The sequence below is a fragment of the Rhizobium leguminosarum genome, from assembly GCF_004123835.1.
Lineage (GTDB): Bacteria > Pseudomonadota > Alphaproteobacteria > Rhizobiales > Rhizobiaceae > Rhizobium > Rhizobium leguminosarum_M.
On sequence record NZ_MZMU01000010.1, the window covers coordinates 205,221 to 219,887 of the forward strand.

14 protein-coding genes are annotated in these 14,667 nt (G+C 61.0%); 4 read left to right on the forward strand and 10 right to left on the reverse strand.

Going from position 1 to position 14,667, the window contains the following annotated elements:
• Positions 1–85: 85 nt before the first annotated feature.
• Together B5P46_RS14425 and B5P46_RS14430 are read right to left on the reverse strand one after the other, a co-directional pair.
• Positions 86–769: a helix-turn-helix domain-containing protein gene (locus tag B5P46_RS14425; RefSeq protein ID WP_129419246.1), complete on the reverse strand. Its 684-nt coding sequence runs from the start codon at positions 767–769 to the stop codon at positions 86–88.
• Positions 770–849: 80 nt separating this feature from the next.
• Entirely contained in the window at positions 850–1,809 is a 960-nt protein-coding gene (locus B5P46_RS14430) for a GlxA family transcriptional regulator (RefSeq protein WP_129419247.1), read from the reverse strand.
• A gap of 87 nt (positions 1,810–1,896) precedes the next feature.
• Here B5P46_RS14430 and B5P46_RS14435 point away from each other — a divergent pair, with 87 nt between their 5' ends.
• The 4 genes from B5P46_RS14435 to B5P46_RS14450 are packed head-to-tail and all read left to right on the forward strand — an operon-like array spanning position 1,897 to position 6,941.
• Positions 1,897–3,147, forward strand: a complete 1,251-nt coding sequence (locus B5P46_RS14435) for a sarcosine oxidase subunit beta family protein (protein WP_129419248.1) — start codon at positions 1,897–1,899, stop codon at positions 3,145–3,147.
• 11 nt (positions 3,148–3,158) lie between these two features.
• A complete protein-coding gene (locus B5P46_RS14440; protein WP_027690120.1) occupies positions 3,159–3,440 on the forward strand; it encodes a sarcosine oxidase subunit delta in 282 nt (93 codons plus the stop codon).
• Positions 3,437–6,394, forward strand: a complete 2,958-nt coding sequence (locus tag B5P46_RS14445; protein WP_129419249.1) for a sarcosine oxidase subunit alpha family protein — start codon at positions 3,437–3,439, stop codon at positions 6,392–6,394. The genes B5P46_RS14440 and B5P46_RS14445 overlap by 4 nt, the downstream gene beginning before the upstream one ends.
• Positions 6,387–6,941: a sarcosine oxidase subunit gamma gene (locus tag B5P46_RS14450; RefSeq protein ID WP_129419250.1), complete on the forward strand. Its 555-nt coding sequence runs from the start codon at positions 6,387–6,389 to the stop codon at positions 6,939–6,941. Before B5P46_RS14445 ends, B5P46_RS14450 begins: the two co-directional genes overlap by 8 nt.
• Before the next feature lie 108 nt (positions 6,942–7,049).
• On the opposite strand, the gene B5P46_RS14455 is transcribed toward B5P46_RS14450, so the two are convergent.
• From B5P46_RS14455 to B5P46_RS35275, 8 genes are all read right to left on the reverse strand, one after another.
• On the reverse strand, positions 7,050–8,048 hold the full coding sequence (locus tag B5P46_RS14455) for a calcium-binding protein (RefSeq protein ID WP_129419251.1): 999 nt from the start codon (positions 8,046–8,048) through the stop codon (positions 7,050–7,052).
• Positions 8,049–8,232: 184 nt separating this feature from the next.
• On the reverse strand, positions 8,233–9,288 hold the full coding sequence (locus B5P46_RS14460) for a calcium-binding protein (RefSeq protein ID WP_129419252.1): 1,056 nt from the start codon (positions 9,286–9,288) through the stop codon (positions 8,233–8,235).
• 116 nt (positions 9,289–9,404) lie between these two features.
• Positions 9,405–10,754 carry an HlyD family type I secretion periplasmic adaptor subunit gene (locus B5P46_RS14465; protein ID WP_129419253.1) on the reverse strand — a complete coding sequence of 450 codons (1,350 nt, stop codon included), beginning with the start codon at positions 10,752–10,754 and terminating at the stop codon, positions 9,405–9,407.
• Between the two features lie 3 nt (positions 10,755–10,757).
• On the reverse strand, positions 10,758–11,366 hold the full coding sequence (locus B5P46_RS34905; RefSeq protein ID WP_245456163.1) for an ATP-binding cassette domain-containing protein: 609 nt from the start codon (positions 11,364–11,366) through the stop codon (positions 10,758–10,760).
• Between the two features lie 17 nt (positions 11,367–11,383).
• Positions 11,384–12,502: an ABC transporter transmembrane domain-containing protein gene (locus tag B5P46_RS34910; RefSeq protein WP_245456165.1), complete on the reverse strand. Its 1,119-nt coding sequence runs from the start codon at positions 12,500–12,502 to the stop codon at positions 11,384–11,386.
• Positions 12,503–12,687: 185 nt separating this feature from the next.
• Positions 12,688–13,002: a response regulator transcription factor gene (locus tag B5P46_RS35520; RefSeq protein ID WP_129419254.1), complete on the reverse strand. Its 315-nt coding sequence runs from the start codon at positions 13,000–13,002 to the stop codon at positions 12,688–12,690.
• Between the two features lie 295 nt (positions 13,003–13,297).
• Complete coding sequence (locus tag B5P46_RS14480) at positions 13,298–14,440, reverse strand: CpaF family protein (protein WP_245456167.1); 1,143 nt, start codon at positions 14,438–14,440, stop codon at positions 13,298–13,300.
• The gene (locus B5P46_RS35275) at positions 14,440–14,571 is read right to left on the reverse strand and encodes a hypothetical protein (protein WP_012763633.1); all 132 of its coding nucleotides are present in this window, start codon (positions 14,569–14,571) and stop codon (positions 14,440–14,442) included. Before B5P46_RS35275 ends, B5P46_RS14480 begins: the two co-directional genes overlap by 1 nt.
• Between the last annotated feature and the right edge of the window lie 96 nt (positions 14,572–14,667).

Sequence of the window (14,667 nt, forward strand, 5' to 3'; positions counted from 1 at the left end):
CAGACCTCCGTTCGTGTTGAGAAAGGACTAGCAGGTCTGTTTTGGGTTTTCAACTTGGAAGAAAGATTTTTTCTTTTAAGGCAAGTCAGCCCTTCGAACTCTGCTGTGGATAGCTGATGATCGAGAGGTATTTGCTCGGCAGTTTCACCAGCTGTTCCGGCCCATGCGGCGCATCGGCGTCGAAGAACAGGCTGTCGCCCGGCTGCATCTGGAAAAGCTGGTCGCCGTGGCGGTAAACGACTTCGCCCTCGAGCATATAGAGAAATTCCATCCCCTCGTGCTGGAAGGTCGGGAAGATGTCGGAATCGGCCGTCAGGGTGATGAGGTAAGGCTCGACAATGACGCCGCTGGTATTGTTGTCGATATGACCGAGCACATTATATTGATGGCCGGCGCGTGTGCCGCGCCGTTCGAGCTCGATGCCCTGGCCTGCCTTGACGAAGACGGCGTTGCGCGGTTCCTCGAAACGGCGGAAGAAGGCGGTCAGCGGCACGCCGAGCGCCCGCGACAGCGATTGCAGCGTCGTCAGCGACGGCGAGATGTTGCCGTTCTCGATCTTCGACAGCATGCCGAGTGAAATGCCGGTCGCGGCCGCCAGATCGGTGACCGTGATGCCGAGTTTCTTGCGGTAGGCGCGCACCTCGTGGCCGATCGCCATTTCGAGGTTGTTTTCCTTCGGCTCGCGGACGGCGTGAGGGTCCTGGGAAAAGGGAGCGCGTCCACTATGCGCCTGTTCCGGTTGCTCTGCCGCTGCACGCTTGGATTTCATGGGTTTTCTACCGCCGCCTTCTCTTTTGTCCAAAGGCAACCCTATCGTCATAGTGAAAATTCCTCAACCGTGAAGAAAACCTATTCCCGCCGCGCTGCGCGCGGGGCGATGCCGTAGGCGATACGGAACATCCGGGAAAAATGGCTCAGGCTGGAAAAGCCGGTGGCCACCGCAATTTCCGAGACGGAAAGCGGGCTCTGCTTCAGCAGCCGATGGGCATGCTGCAGCCTGATCCTGCGGTATTGATCAAGGTAGGTACTGCCGAGGTGAGCCGAAAAGAGCCGGTCGAGATGGCGGGTGGTGACGCCGGCAATGCGCGCCATGGCGGCGCGCTCGAGCGGCATCTCGATCGTCTCCTCCATCCGTTCGAGAACGCTGAGCAGACCGGGATGATAGACGCCGTAACGCTGCGCCAGCGAGGCGCGCTGGGGTGCAGCGGGTTCGTTGACCTCTGTATGAAGATACCAGTCGCTGACCCGGCGGGCGAAATCAGGCCCCATGCGCTCGGCGATCAGCACATGCATCATGTCGAGCGGCGCAATGCCGCCGCCGCAGGTAATCCTGTTGCCGTCGATCATGAAGCGGGCCTGGCGCGGCGTGAGGTCCGGGAAGGCTTCGAGAAGGGCTGCGGCATGCTCCCAGTGGATGGTGAAGTCGCGGCCGCCGAGCAGTCCGGCAGCGGCCATCAGATAGGGCCCGCCCGAGATGCCGCCGATCCTCACCCCTTCGCGCGACAATTGCCGCAAGCAGGAAAGCACGCCGGGATAGCGCCAGTCGCGGGGCAAACCGCCGGCGCAGACGAAGGCCGTTCCGAGACCCGAGCCCCTGACGGGCAGAGGTTCGGCGGGGACGCTGACGCCCGAGGAGGAAAGCGCCGATGCGCCATCCGGCGAGAAGACCTGCAGCCGATAGATCTCGCGTCCGGCCAGAAGATTTGCCGCCCTCAGCGGTTCCGTCGCCGAGGCATAGGACATCAGTGCAAATCCCGGGATGAGGATGAAGCCGATCGTCTGCACATTTCTGCTATCAAGCGAGGACATGTCTCTTTCTTAGCGATTGATGTCCCTTCTGTGCAAGTCCGTCCTCCCCTTTCTGGCATCATGCACCTGTTCTTTCCGGGGTGACCCATGCGCTATTCCGCTCTTTCGATTTTCCTGAACGGCCTTCGTGGCAACAAAAGCTGGGCGCCTGCCTGGCGCGACCCGGCGCCGAAGCCGCACTACGACGTCATCATCGTCGGTGGCGGCGGCCATGGCCTTGCCACCGCCTATTATCTCGCCAAGGAATTCGGCGTCACCAATATCGCCGTCCTCGAAAAGGGCTATCTCGGCTCCGGCAATATCGGCAGGAACACGACGATCATCCGCTCGAACTACCTGCTGCCGGGCAACAATCCCTTCTACGAGCTGTCGATGAAACTCTGGGAGGGGTTGGAGCAGGACTTCAACTTCAACGCCATGGTCTCGCAGCGCGGCGTGCTCAACCTCTTCCATTCCGACGCTCAGCGCGACGCCTATACGCGCCGCGGCAACGCCATGCGGCTGCACGGCGTCGACGCCGAGCTTCTCGACCGGCAGGCAGTGCGAAAGAAATTGCCGTTCCTCGATTTCGACAATGCCCGTTTCCCGGTGATGGGCGGCCTGTTCCAGCCGCGCGGCGGCACCGTGCGCCACGATGCGGTGGCCTGGGGTTATGCGCGCGACGCCGATCAGCGCGGCGTCGATATCATCACCCAATGCGAGGTGACCGGTATCCGCACCGAGAACGGCCAGGTGACCGGCGTCGAGACCAGCAGGGGCTTCATCGGCTGCGGCAAGCTGGCGCTTGCGGCCGCCGGCAACTCCACCGTCGTCGCCGATATGGCCGGCCTTCGCCTGCCGATCGAAAGCCATGTGCTGCAGGCCTTCGTTTCCGAAGGGCTGAAGCCCTTCATCGACACGGTCGTCACCTTCGGCGCCGGGCATTTCTACGTGTCCCAGTCGGACAAGGGCGGCCTCGTTTTCGGCGGCGATATCGACGGCTACAATTCCTATGCTCAGCGCGGCAATCTCGCTTCGGTCGAGCATGTCGCCGAAGCGGGGCTGGCGATGATCCCGTCGCTGTCGCGGGTGCGGTATCTGCGCTCCTGGGGCGGCGTCATGGATATGAGCATGGACGGCTCGCCGATCATCGACCGCACCCATATCGACAATCTCTATCTCAACACCGGCTGGTGTTACGGCGGCTTCAAGGCCACACCCGCCTCCGGCTTCTGCTACGCCCATCTGATCGCCCGCGATACGCCGCATCAGACCGCCCGCGCCTTCCGGCTCGACCGCTTCGCGCGCGGCTACCCGATCGACGAAAAGGGCGTCGGCGCCCAGCCCAATCTGCACTGAGGACATTTAAGATGGCGAGCTTGATTTCCTGTCCTCATTGCGGCGCCCGACCGAAGGAGGAATTTTCGATCCGCGGCGATGCGGGCCTTGCTCGGCCGGCGCCGGATGCCGGTGCGGAGGCCTGGTTCGATTATGTCTATCTGCGTGACAATCCGAGGGGCCGGCACAGCGAATACTGGCACCACTCTTCCGGATGCCGCCGCTGGCTGATCGTCGAACGCGATACCGTCACCCATGCGGTCCACGGCGTCAGGGATGCCGCCCTTTCCAAGCTCGGCGGAGAACCGGCATGACGAGCTTCCGTCTTTCCTCCGGCGGCCGCATCGATCGCGCCACGACGCTCGGCTTCACCTTCGACGGCAGGCCGCTCGAAGGCCATCCGGGCGACACGCTTGCCTCGGCACTGCTTGCCAGCGGCGTCCAGCTCGTCGGCCGCAGTTTCAAATATCATCGCCCGCGCGGCATTCTGACGGCGGGCGCTGCCGAACCGAACGCGCTGGTAACGACAGGCAGCGGCGGGCGCACCGAGCCGAATACGCGCGCGACGATGATCGAGCTTTACCAGGGGCTGACGGCAAAGAGCCAGAACCGCTGGCCCTCGCTCGGCTTCGATGTCGGCGCGGTCAACGGGCTGCTGTCGCCCTTCCTCAGCGCCGGCTTCTATTACAAGACCTTCATGTGGCCGGCGGCCCTCTGGGAAAAGCTCTACGAGCCGGTGATCCGCAAAGCGGCGGGCCTCGGCAGGGCCTCCTACGAGGCCGATCCCGATAGCTACGAGAAATGCTGGGCGCATTGCGATCTGCTGGTGATCGGCGCCGGCCCGACCGGTCTTGCCGCGGCGCTGACCGCCGGCCGCGCCGGCGCGCGCGTCATCCTCGCCGACGAGGGACCCGAACTCGGCGGCAGCCTGCTTTCCGACAGCGGTTCTGTCGACGGCAAGCCGGCGGACGCGCTTCTGGGACAGCTGCTTGCCGAGCTGGCGGGACTTCCGAACGTGCGCCGCCTGCCGCGCATGACGGTGTTCGGCTGGTACGACGACAATGTCTTCGGCGCCGTCGAACGGGTGCAGAAGCATGTGGCGATGCCCGACCCGGAACGCCCCGTCGAACGATTGTGGCGCATCGTCGCCCGCCAGGCGATCCTTGCGACCGGCGCCGAAGAGCGGCCGCTCGTCTTCGGCGGCAACGATATTCCCGGTGTGATGATGGCAGGCGCCATGCGCAGCTATCTCAGCCGGCAGGCGGTCGCGCCCGGCAGAAGCACTGTCATCTTCACCACCAACGATGCCGGATACCGCACCGCTGCCGATCTCGAGGCCGCCGGCCTCGCAGTCGCGGCGATCGTCGACAGCCGGGCGGATGCGGCCGAGAGCTGGCAGGGCCGCGCCGAAGTACTGAAGGGCGCCCGGATCATCGATGCGTTCGGCGGCAAGCGCCTGCGCGTCGTCAGCGTCGAGGCAGCAACCGGCACCCGTCGGATCGAAGCGGACGCGCTTGCCATGTCCGGCGGCTGGAGCCCGATCATCCATCTTGCCTGCCATCGCGGCGCGAAACCGCAATGGTCGGACGAGGCCTCGGCGTTTCTGGCGCCCGTCCAGCAGGAAGGTCTTGCCGTTGCCGGTTCGGCTGCCGGCCTTGCGCAAACGACGACCTGCCTCGGTGATGGCGCTGCAAAGGCAGCGGCCGCGTTGAAGGCGATCGGTTTCGGCACGGCGGAACCGGCCTTTGCCGCGGCTTCCGAGACGGCTGCCCACGCAAAGCCGCTCTGGTCGGTCAAAGGCTCGAAGGGCAAGGCTTTCGTCGATTACCAGAACGACGTGCATCTCAAAGATCTGGGTCTCGCCGTCCGCGAAGGCTACGGCCATGTCGAGCTCGCCAAGCGCTACACCACAAGCGGCATGGCGACCGATCAGGGCAAGCTTTCCAACATCAACGCCATCGGCATCCTTGCCGAGGCGCGCGGCGTGTCGCCCGCCGAGGTGGGAACGACGACCTTCCGGCCCTTTTATACGCCGGTTTCCTTCGGCGCTTTGACCGGGACATCGCGCGGCAAACATTTCCAGCCGGCGCGCAAATCGCCGCTGCATGGCTGGGCCGAGAAGAACGGCGCGGTCTTCGTCGAAACCGGCCTCTGGTACCGTTCGTCCTGGTTTCCGCGCGCCGGCGAGGCGACCTGGCGCGAAAGCGTCGACCGCGAGGTGCTGAACATCCGGAAGAATGCCGGCCTTTGCGACGTCTCGACCCTCGGCAAGATCGAAATATCAGGCAAGGATGCCGCGACCTTCCTCGATCGCATCTATTGCAACGGCTTCGCCAAGCTCGCCGTCGGCAAGGCGCGTTACGGCATCATGCTGCGTGAGGACGGCTTCATCTATGATGACGGCACCACCAGCCGGTTCAGTGACGAGCATTTCTTCATGACGACGACGACCGCACTTGCCGCCGGCGTGCTGACCCATCTCGAATTCTGCGCCCAGGCGCTCTGGCCGGAACTCGACGTTTGCTTCGCCTCCTCGACCGATCAATGGGCGCAAATGGCCGTCGCGGGGCCGAAGTCGCGCGCCATCCTCTCCGAGATCGTCGACGAGGATTTGTCGGATGCGGCCTTCCCTTTCATGAGCGCCCGCAAGGTCTCCCTCTTCGGTGGCCGCCTCGAAGGCCGGCTCTTCCGGATTTCCTTCTCGGGCGAACTCGCCTACGAGCTGGCGGTACCGGCAGGCTACGGCGAAGGTGTTGCCGATGCGGTCATGGCGGCGGGCGAAAAACATGGCATCTGCGCCTATGGCGCCGAAGCGCTCGGCGTCATGCGCATCGAAAAGGGCCATGTCACCCATGCCGAAATCAACGGCACGGTGACGCCTGGTGACCTCGGTTTCGGCCGCATGGTTTCATCAACCAAGCCGGATTTCATCGGCAAGGCAATGCTTGCCCGCGAAGGGCTGCAGGATCCCGAGCGGCCGCGCCTCGTCGGCGTCAAGCCGCTTAATCCGGCGACCGGTTTCCGCACCGGCTCGCATATTCTCGCCGACGGCGTTGCGGCGACGCTCGAAAACGACCAGGGCTACGTGACATCAAGCGCCTTTTCGCCGGGGCTCGGCCATACGATCGGCCTGGCGCTCGTCAGGCGTGGGCCGGAGCGCATCGGTGAAAAGGTGACGGTCTGGAACGGCCTGCGCAACGAATTCACCGATGCAGTGCTCTGCCATCCCGTCTTCATCGATCCCGAAAACGAGAAGCTCCATGCGTGATCTTCCGCAACACAAACCGGTTCTGGCCGGCATGGCATATAACGGCATCTCAGGGTCAGGCGTCCGGCTGGAAGCCTTGCCGGAGGGCCATCTCCTGCATGTGCTCGGCGCAATCGAGCCGTCCGCGCTCGCCGCGGAACTGGTGAAAGCAGGCTTTGCGAAAAGTTCAATCCGCCGGGCGGGTTTCCGGCAATGGTTCGTCGCCGGCGACGAGCCGCTCGTGCCCGCCAGCCTCGATGCTCTCGCGGCAGCGCTTGCGGGAAAGGCCTTCGTCATGGACCAGAGCCACGGGCGCGTGCGGATCGGCGTTTCCGGCCGTTCTTCGCGGGCACTTCTCTCAAGGGGGGCTGCCGTCGATCTCGATCCTTCCGTCTTTCCGGAAGGCCATTCGGCAATGACGATGATCGGTCATCTCTCCGTGCAGATCGTCCGCACCGGCGATGACAGCTTCGAGCTTACGGTCCTGCGCAGCTTTGCCGAAAGCCTCTGGGAGGATCTAGCGCATATGGCGGCCAGCGCTGAAAAGGACGGCGCATCGTCATCATAACGAGAGCCTGGGTTCCAGCACGTATCGCTGGAGCCCGAAAAGCCATGCTGGCTTCAATGTTGCATCGCACGGTTTGCAACGCGCCACCTTTTCGGCGAGGGCGCTTGGTCAGACTTGTCCGTATGATGACACGAAACTCGGCATCGCCGTTTCGCCTGGCTTGACCTCCAGCCTATTGCCATCGGCAAAGGAGAGCGTCAGCGCGCTGCCGAAGAAGAAATCCACCGAGATTCCATCGTTATCGTTTCCGTCGAAAGAAATCGTAGCCTTGTTGCCCGTAATGGTTACCTTTGTATTCTCAGCTGTGAAGCCTTCTCCCAACTCAACGGTGGAGGAGCTTTGGATCAGGCTTATGGAATCTTGTCCATCGCCGACCTCGAACTTGACGGTCGATCCGGAGCTTCCGCTTCCGTAACTCTCAGCCTGGAGCCCGCTAATAGTAATTTTGTCATTCCCGGTCCCGCCGGTGATCGTGTTTCCGATCCCGGCAGAGATTGTATCGTCGCCGGCACCGGCATCGATGGAATTGCGATGCGCGGCACCAATTGTATCGTTGCCGACACCGCCAATCACCGTATTTTCGAATGCTGCAGAGATCGTATCATTGCCGGCACCCGCATCAATCGTATTATTGCCCCCCGCAGAGATCGTATCGTCGCCTGCGCCGCCAGCCACCGTGTTTCTATTGCCGACAGAGATTGCGTCGTTGCCGCCGCCGCCGTCGATCGTGCTGTCAGTGCTGACTGATATCTGATCGTTTCCTGTGCCACCGCTGATATCCATCAGAAAGCTTCCGCTGATGATGTCGTCACCGTCCCCGCCGTTCACCCCGCTGCCCGGCCCTGCACGGATAATGTCGTCCTTGTCAGTGCCGGTGATGTCTGAAAACGCGCCGCCGATGATGAACTGCCCGCCGCTTTCAAGCAGGATTCGGGTGATCTGCCCTTCCGCCTGCTTCAGCGGATCAATATTGACACCGGAAATGGATGACAGAATCTGGCTGGCGGCCGACTGTTTTGTCGCCGCCGCGGCCGACTGGGAAGAGCCCTTGAGAAGGGTCAGCGCAGTTGAATTGCCGGAAGCAGCGGAAGATGAAACGGAAACCATGATGTCCTCTCTGTTGAGCGCCATCCTCATGAGGCGTTATTGGAGATCGTCATCATAACGAACGTGAATCTATGGATACCGCTAGATTGCAATGCGAATATTAATATAGTCTTGCGCGTGTGCAATCTTTGCGCGAATAAAGGCCGCCGCCAAAGATTTTATTGGCGGCGGCCCGTCGATCACGTTAAGCCCACAGGAAATCCGTGCCGTCGATGGCGGTCGGGGCGACGCCGTTCAGCAACGCATACGTTGATGTCGCGCCCGTCGCCACGAATTCAAGCAGTGCCGATCCGTTGTAGTTGTACAGATTGATCCCTGCTATCGAGGCTCCGATGCCGATCTTGTCGGTTCCGTCGACATAGTCAAAGACGATATCAGTGCCTTCGCCGACCTGGAACCAGAACTGGTCTGCGCCGGCCTCGCCATACAGAACATCATCCCCGCTGCCGCCGTAAAGCTTGTCTGCGTCATTTCCGCCATAGAGTTCGTCGTTGTTGATGCCGCCGTAAAGGTTATCGGTTCCCACCCCTCCAAGCAGCACGTCAACGCCGTCATCACCGTAAAGGTTATCTGTTCCGTCTCCGCCTTCGAGACGATCATCTCCCACGCCGCCAGAAAGGTTGTCGGTTCCGGTGCCGCCGAGCAGAAAATCATTCCCCAGGCCGCCGTAGAGGTTATCATTCCCGTCATCGCCGGAGAGTTGATCGTTGCCGCCATTGCCGCTCAACGTGTCATTGCCGGCATCACCGAACACTGTCTCAGCGAGGGCGCCGCCGATAAAGGTCTCATTGCCGGTCGTACCCTGGATCTGGGTGATGTTGGTCATCGAAACGACCGAAGAGAAATCAACCGTGCCCTGGAAGAAGACATAGCCGGGTCCGCCGCTGGTATTATCAAGCGCCTCGATGCTGTTGAGCGAATTAATCATAATCGCCGTCCACGAGTAGCCGGCCGTCGGCAGGATGCGGATCGTGTCATATCCGTCTCCCCCGAAAAAATTGTCCCAACCGTTGTTGAGGCCACCTGCGGGGCTGAGGCCCATATCGCTGCCGAAACCGCCGATTTCGAATACATCATCGCCGAGCTCACCGTAGAGGTTGTCGTTGCCTCGCCCGCCGTTGATATAATCGCCGCCGTCGCCGCCGAGGACGGTGTCGTTGCCGTCATAGGCATAGATCAGGTCCGGGCTGCTCGTTCCCGGAAGAGAATTTGCACTGTTGTCGCCGGTGATAGTCGCCATTGCATTTCACTCCTTGAAGTTTGGGGTAGGCTCGATGGCCCTGCTCATCGTCGCGAAGGGGTACTTCCTCGCTCAGATATTTTGGGGCTGTCCCATCTGCCGGGACAGCCGATCGACTAGTCGTGGCGGAAGACGCGCGCGGCATGATCACGAATTGGCTTGATAAGATACGACACCACAGTGCGGTCATCGGTTCGGACAAAAGCCTCCACGGGCATGCCCGGAAGGAGCTTGAGGTCTTGGATGAGACCCAGTTCCGAAGCCGGAATGGAAATAGACGCCCGGTAGAAGCTGATCCCCGTCCTGTCGTCGGTCTCCAGATCGGCCGCGACCCGCAGAACGGAGCCGTTCAGGTCCGGCGTCGTATTCCTGTTGAATGCCGTAAACTTGAGGGTTGCAGGTTGGCCGGGTGCGACCTGGTCGATGTCCTGTGGCCGGATTCTAGCCTCTACGGTGAGCAGGCTTTCGCGCGGGACGATCTCCATCAACGTCTCGGCAGGAGTGACCACACCGCCTATGGTGTGCACCGACAATTGATGGACGGTGCCTGCAATCGGCGCCTTGACCTCGATATGCTTGAGCTGGTCGAGGGCAGCCACCTCTTGCTCGACAAGTTCGGATTCTTTTGTTTCGACATCCCGCAACTCTGTTGCCACGTCCGCCCGCATGGTTTGATCAACCTGAAGCAACTGCAATTCAATTTCAGCGATACGGCCCTTCGTCGCCGCAATTGAAGCGACCAGCTGACCGCGCTCGCCCTCCAGCCGGGTCGCATCGCGGTCGAGGCTGTTGACGCGGTTCATCGATGTGAGCCCCATGTCAAACAGGCGATGCTGGCCCTCCAGCTCCTTGCCGATGAGCGCGATCTCCCGTGTCTTCGCCTGCTGTTGCACATCCAACCCGGAGATCTGTTCCCGCAGTTGCGAGGTCTGTTCGCGCAATCGCGCCTTTTGTCCGTCACGCGCGGCGGTTCGATCCCGAAACAGTCTCCGTTCCGTCGCCATTGCGGCTTCCGCCTGTTCGGGCGAAAGCCGTTGGTGCAACGCCAGCGGTGTTTCCACCTGCACGAGCCCGTCAAGTTCGGTCTTGAGACGGGCCTTACGCGCATGAAGCTGATTTAGGCTGGTGGCGACCGCCGCAAGGTTCGAGCGCGTGACCGTTGCATCGAGGCGAACAACGACTTCGCTGGCCTCAACGACCTGTCCTTCTCGCACCAGCAGTTCCGCTACAATGCCGCCAACCTGGTGCTGGACTTTCTTTACGCTGCCTTCGACAACGAGACGCCCCGAGGCGATCACTGCGCCGGAAAGCTCCGTCGTGGCAGCCCAACCACCCACCCCGCCGAATAGAAGCGTGATCGCAGCGACGCCGGCGACCAAATGCCTGCGCAGCGACCGCGTAAGGGTCTGCACATTGTCTGGTTTCGAGCGATGGGCGATGGGATCGAGCCGCGTAACTCCACTCATCTCTTATGCCCCCTCGCCATCAATGACCGTCAAAGCCGGTCCGGGCGCCGTACGCGCCGGCTTTAGCTGACGTTGCTGGATAGATTTGAGAATCGCGTCGCGGGGTCCGAAGCCTTTTGCTACGCCGTTCTCCATGACGAGCAGAAAGTCGACGAGGGCGAGGATATTGCTTCGATGGGCGACGACAAGCACGATTGCACCACGGGCGCGGGCGCCTACTATGGCCTTGGCGAGAGCAACATCGCCTTCTCCATCAAGGTTGGAATTTGGTTCGTCGAGCACGATCAGGAAGGGGTCGCGGTAGAGCGCCCTGGCGAGGGCAATTCTCTGGCGCTGGCCGCCAGATAGGTTGAGACCGCCATCGCCAACTTCAGTTTCGTAGCCGTTCGGAAGCCCGACAATCATTTCATGTACACCGGCTGCCAGCGCTGCTGCGATGATCGCGGCATGGTCCGGTTCCGGTTCCAGGCGAGCGATGTTGTCCGCAATGGTGCCGGGAAGGAGATTCGAGCTTTGAGGCATATAGCCGATATGTCGGCCACGTTCATCATTCGACCACTGATCAAGGCTTGCGTTGTCAAGACGAACGGCTCCTCTTGCCAAGGGCCACACGCCTGTGATCGCGCGTGCTAAGGTCGATTGCCGGATGCACTCGGACCGATGATGCCGATAACCGTTCCACGATCGGCGCGAAACGATACGTTTTGCACGGTCATGCGGCGCTCCCCCGGCGGTGACGTGAAAACAGCTTCGACTGTGAGTGATGATGACGGGGGAGGCAGTGTCGTCCGTGGCTGTTCCTCCGGAAACAAGACGAACGCCTCCTTCAGTCGATGCCAAGCCTGCCGCGCAGCCAAAAGATTCTTCCAGTTGCTGATGACTTGCTCGATTGGCGACAGCGCGCGGGAAACAATAATCGAAGCGGCTACGATCGAGCCAGCCGACATATCACCCTGGATCACGAGGAAAGCGCCGAGCGCCAATGACCCCGATTGGACCATGTAGCGTACAGTTTTTGACATCCCCGAGAATAGGCCGGCAATATCGCCTACCTGACGTTGGATCGTTGTGAAGCGCCAATGCGCCTCGTCCCATCGGGCCGTTGCGCGGCTCGTCATTCCCATTGCCGCCATTGCCTCCGCATTGGCGTGCGCGGCTTCGCCATAGCAATTGCGTCGCGCGACGGCCGCAGCGGCCTGTCGCGTCAACGAGCGGGTTTGCCAATCTGTCAAAATGGTCAGGCCTGCCAGCACGATCATAGCGCCAGCCGCCAGCCATCCGATCATTGGATGCAACAAAAAGCAGACGCAGAGATACACGGGCATCCATGGGAGATCGAAAAGGGCGGCCGGCCCGGGCCCGGCAAGAAAGGCCCGAACCTGATCTGCTTCCTGGGCGGGTTTTAACGCATCGCCGCCATTGCGCATACGCAACGGCGATCCTGCAATGACGGTGAACACCCGCTGGGTGAGCTTCGCGTCCATCGTCCCAGCTATTCGATTCATCGTCCGACCCCGGACGATATCGAGCAGACCTGAAAAGGCATAAAGACCGCCAGCAAGAAGCATCAAGGCGACCAAGGTGGGGACGCTACCGCTCGGAATGGCGCGATCGTACACTTCCAACATGAAAAGCGGAGCGGTAAAGCCAAGAATGTTGATAATTCCTGAAAAGACCGCTGCGCCGGCAATGGGCCATGAAAGGAGTCCGAGAGCTCCACCAGGAGCTTCGCGATCGTGAATTGGCATGTCCGCACGTCCCCGAAATACCCGTCCCCAACGAGGGTATAATTAAATCGTGGGATGAATTTTTGCTGCGTGCAATCTACGACAAGTCATGTATTTTGAGGATTGATAGTATGATTTTATGCCCTAAAATGGTGTTTCATCAAAAATGGCATTCTCCGAAATTTGGGATTTCATTCTCCCGTTCATCAAATTATCGGGCTTATTTCGTCAAGGAACATGCCAAGAGCAAACGATAAATTCAGTAGAAGTAGAAGGCTGGCATGAATGATTCCGCTTCTAAGGGCTTTGGCGACAGCCTCAACTCTCGACTGCGCGTGCAAGCGGTGACGTGCACGGGTGAGATGCATGCGTACTGTATGTATCGAAAGGCTCAGCCTCCTTGCGATGTCGGCATCCTTGAGCCCATTCAAGTAAAGTTGGAGGCATCTCCGCTCCTGGCGGCTTAGTTGTTCGCCGTCAGCTGCAGGCCTTTCATCGTGAAGAGTTTGCAGTCCATCCATCGTCTTTCTCTCCGGCGCGTCGGATTAGGTGCTCTATTTGGACTAGCCGGGATGGGATCGCAATTCAACTTCTGAATGATTACTATTTGCAATTGTACCGTTAAACGCGTTTCCCTATTGCTCAGCTTGAACAGCGACTTTGAGTGTCCGTCCCACCGCATTCATGCTCGTTGAGGCTCCTATATAATCCTCTACGAGACACATCCGGACACCGACGAGGGGCCGGTGGAATTGGTTGTTTTACCAAGCTTCGAAAGTCGGGCAGACAGTTCTCAAGTAGCGTCCGCCAATAGGTTTAAGCTGTATGCAGCGCGGCGGCGCCGACCCATTCGGGGCGCGCGGCGCCTTGCAGCTCTTCCAGCGCATCGGCGGCAAAGCTCGGCACGACACCGGTCCACAGCAGTGCGCCATCGGGATTGGAATGGCCGTCGCCCTCGAGCTTGTAGATGCTTTCGACGATATACTGGCCGTCATTGTTCAGGCCCTTGATCTCGGAAATCTCGATCACCCGGCGCCGGCCGGTGCGCTTGAAGCGGGCGATCTGCACGACGACGTCGACCGCCGAGGCGATCTGAGCGCGCAGCGGCCGAAGCGGCATGTCGATATCGGACATCAACGCCAGCGTTTCCAGCCGGTGCAGGGAGTCATAGGGCGTGTTCGCATGCACCGTCGAAAGGCTGCCGCTGTGGCCTGACGTCATCGCCTGGATCATATCCAGCGCCTCGCCGCCGCGGCATTCGCCGACGATGACCCGGTCGGGCCGCATGCGCAACGACGACCGGAACAGGTCGCGAATGCTGGCGCCGCCGCGGCCGAAACGGTCGGGCTTCGTCACTTCGAGATAGACCACGTGCTCCTTGCGGATCTGCAGTTCGGACGTGTCCTCGATGACGATGATGCGCTCGTGGTCGGCAAAGGCTTCCGACAGCGCGTTCAGCATCGTCGTCTTGCCGGTGCCGGTGCCGCCGGAAATAATGACGTTCTTCTGCAGCCCGACGGCCGCCTGCAGCAGCGTCAGCGACTCGTCGGTCAAGCTGCCCTGGGTGACGAGATCGTGGATGCTGCGATGTTCTTTCAAAAAGCGGCGAATGGAGATGCAAAGCCCGGTGCGGGACGCGGGCGGCTGGATCATCTGCACACGCGAACCGTCCGGCAAACGGGCCTCGACGCTCGGTTCCTCCGGCGTCAGCCGCTTGCCGGAGAACTGCGCGATGCTGCGCGCGGCCGATTCCAGGTCTTCGCGGCTAGCGAAACGCGCATCGGCGCGTTCGAGCTTGCCTCGCCTTTCGACGAAGATGTCGGATGTGCCGTTGATCAGGATTTCGGACACGCTCGGATCATCGAGGAGAAAACGGATCGGCCCGAGCAGCTTGTCCAGCGCCCGGGTCAGGACCTGGAAGGTCGCCTGTTCGGCAGCGTCGTCGGAAACGGCCTTCATCAGAGCGGCATCCCGACCAGGACCGTGCTCATGCCGAACAGCGTCGCCATCATCTGAACCGCAGTCGGAAAGAACATCATCAATGGAATGAGGACCAATCCAAGTATTAAGATGCTGCTCATCGTTTCCATCGTTCTCTCTCCGGATCGACTGGCGGGCGATACCCACCATTTGACGAAAGCTTAATCCAGATCGCCAAACAACGCCATGGCCGAGCCCCGCGCAGG

What these genes read in the sequence shown, in the direction of transcription:
- B5P46_RS14425 (WP_129419246.1), bottom strand. Translation starts at nt 769, where the DNA reads ATGAAATCCAAGCGTGCAGCGGCAGAGCAACCGGAACAGGCGCATAGT.
- B5P46_RS14430 (WP_129419247.1), bottom strand. Translation starts at nt 1,809, where the DNA reads ATGTCCTCGCTTGATAGCAGAAATGTGCAGACGATCGGCTTCATCCTC.
- B5P46_RS14435 (WP_129419248.1), top strand. Translation starts at nt 1,897, where the DNA reads ATGCGCTATTCCGCTCTTTCGATTTTCCTGAACGGCCTTCGTGGCAAC.
- B5P46_RS14440 (WP_027690120.1), top strand. Translation starts at nt 3,159, where the DNA reads ATGGCGAGCTTGATTTCCTGTCCTCATTGCGGCGCCCGACCGAAGGAG.
- B5P46_RS14445 (WP_129419249.1), top strand. Translation starts at nt 3,437, where the DNA reads ATGACGAGCTTCCGTCTTTCCTCCGGCGGCCGCATCGATCGCGCCACG.
- B5P46_RS14450 (WP_129419250.1), top strand. Translation starts at nt 6,387, where the DNA reads ATGCGTGATCTTCCGCAACACAAACCGGTTCTGGCCGGCATGGCATAT.
- B5P46_RS14455 (WP_129419251.1), bottom strand. Translation starts at nt 8,048, where the DNA reads ATGGTTTCCGTTTCATCTTCCGCTGCTTCCGGCAATTCAACTGCGCTG.
- B5P46_RS14460 (WP_129419252.1), bottom strand. Translation starts at nt 9,288, where the DNA reads ATGGCGACTATCACCGGCGACAACAGTGCAAATTCTCTTCCGGGAACG.
- B5P46_RS14465 (WP_129419253.1), bottom strand. Translation starts at nt 10,754, where the DNA reads ATGAGTGGAGTTACGCGGCTCGATCCCATCGCCCATCGCTCGAAACCA.
- B5P46_RS34910 (WP_245456165.1), bottom strand. Translation starts at nt 12,502, where the DNA reads ATGCCAATTCACGATCGCGAAGCTCCTGGTGGAGCTCTCGGACTCCTT.
- B5P46_RS35520 (WP_129419254.1), bottom strand. Translation starts at nt 13,002, where the DNA reads ATGGATGGACTGCAAACTCTTCACGATGAAAGGCCTGCAGCTGACGGC.
- B5P46_RS14480 (WP_245456167.1), bottom strand. Translation starts at nt 14,440, where the DNA reads ATGAAGGCCGTTTCCGACGACGCTGCCGAACAGGCGACCTTCCAGGTC.
- B5P46_RS35275 (WP_012763633.1), bottom strand. Translation starts at nt 14,571, where the DNA reads ATGGAAACGATGAGCAGCATCTTAATACTTGGATTGGTCCTCATTCCA.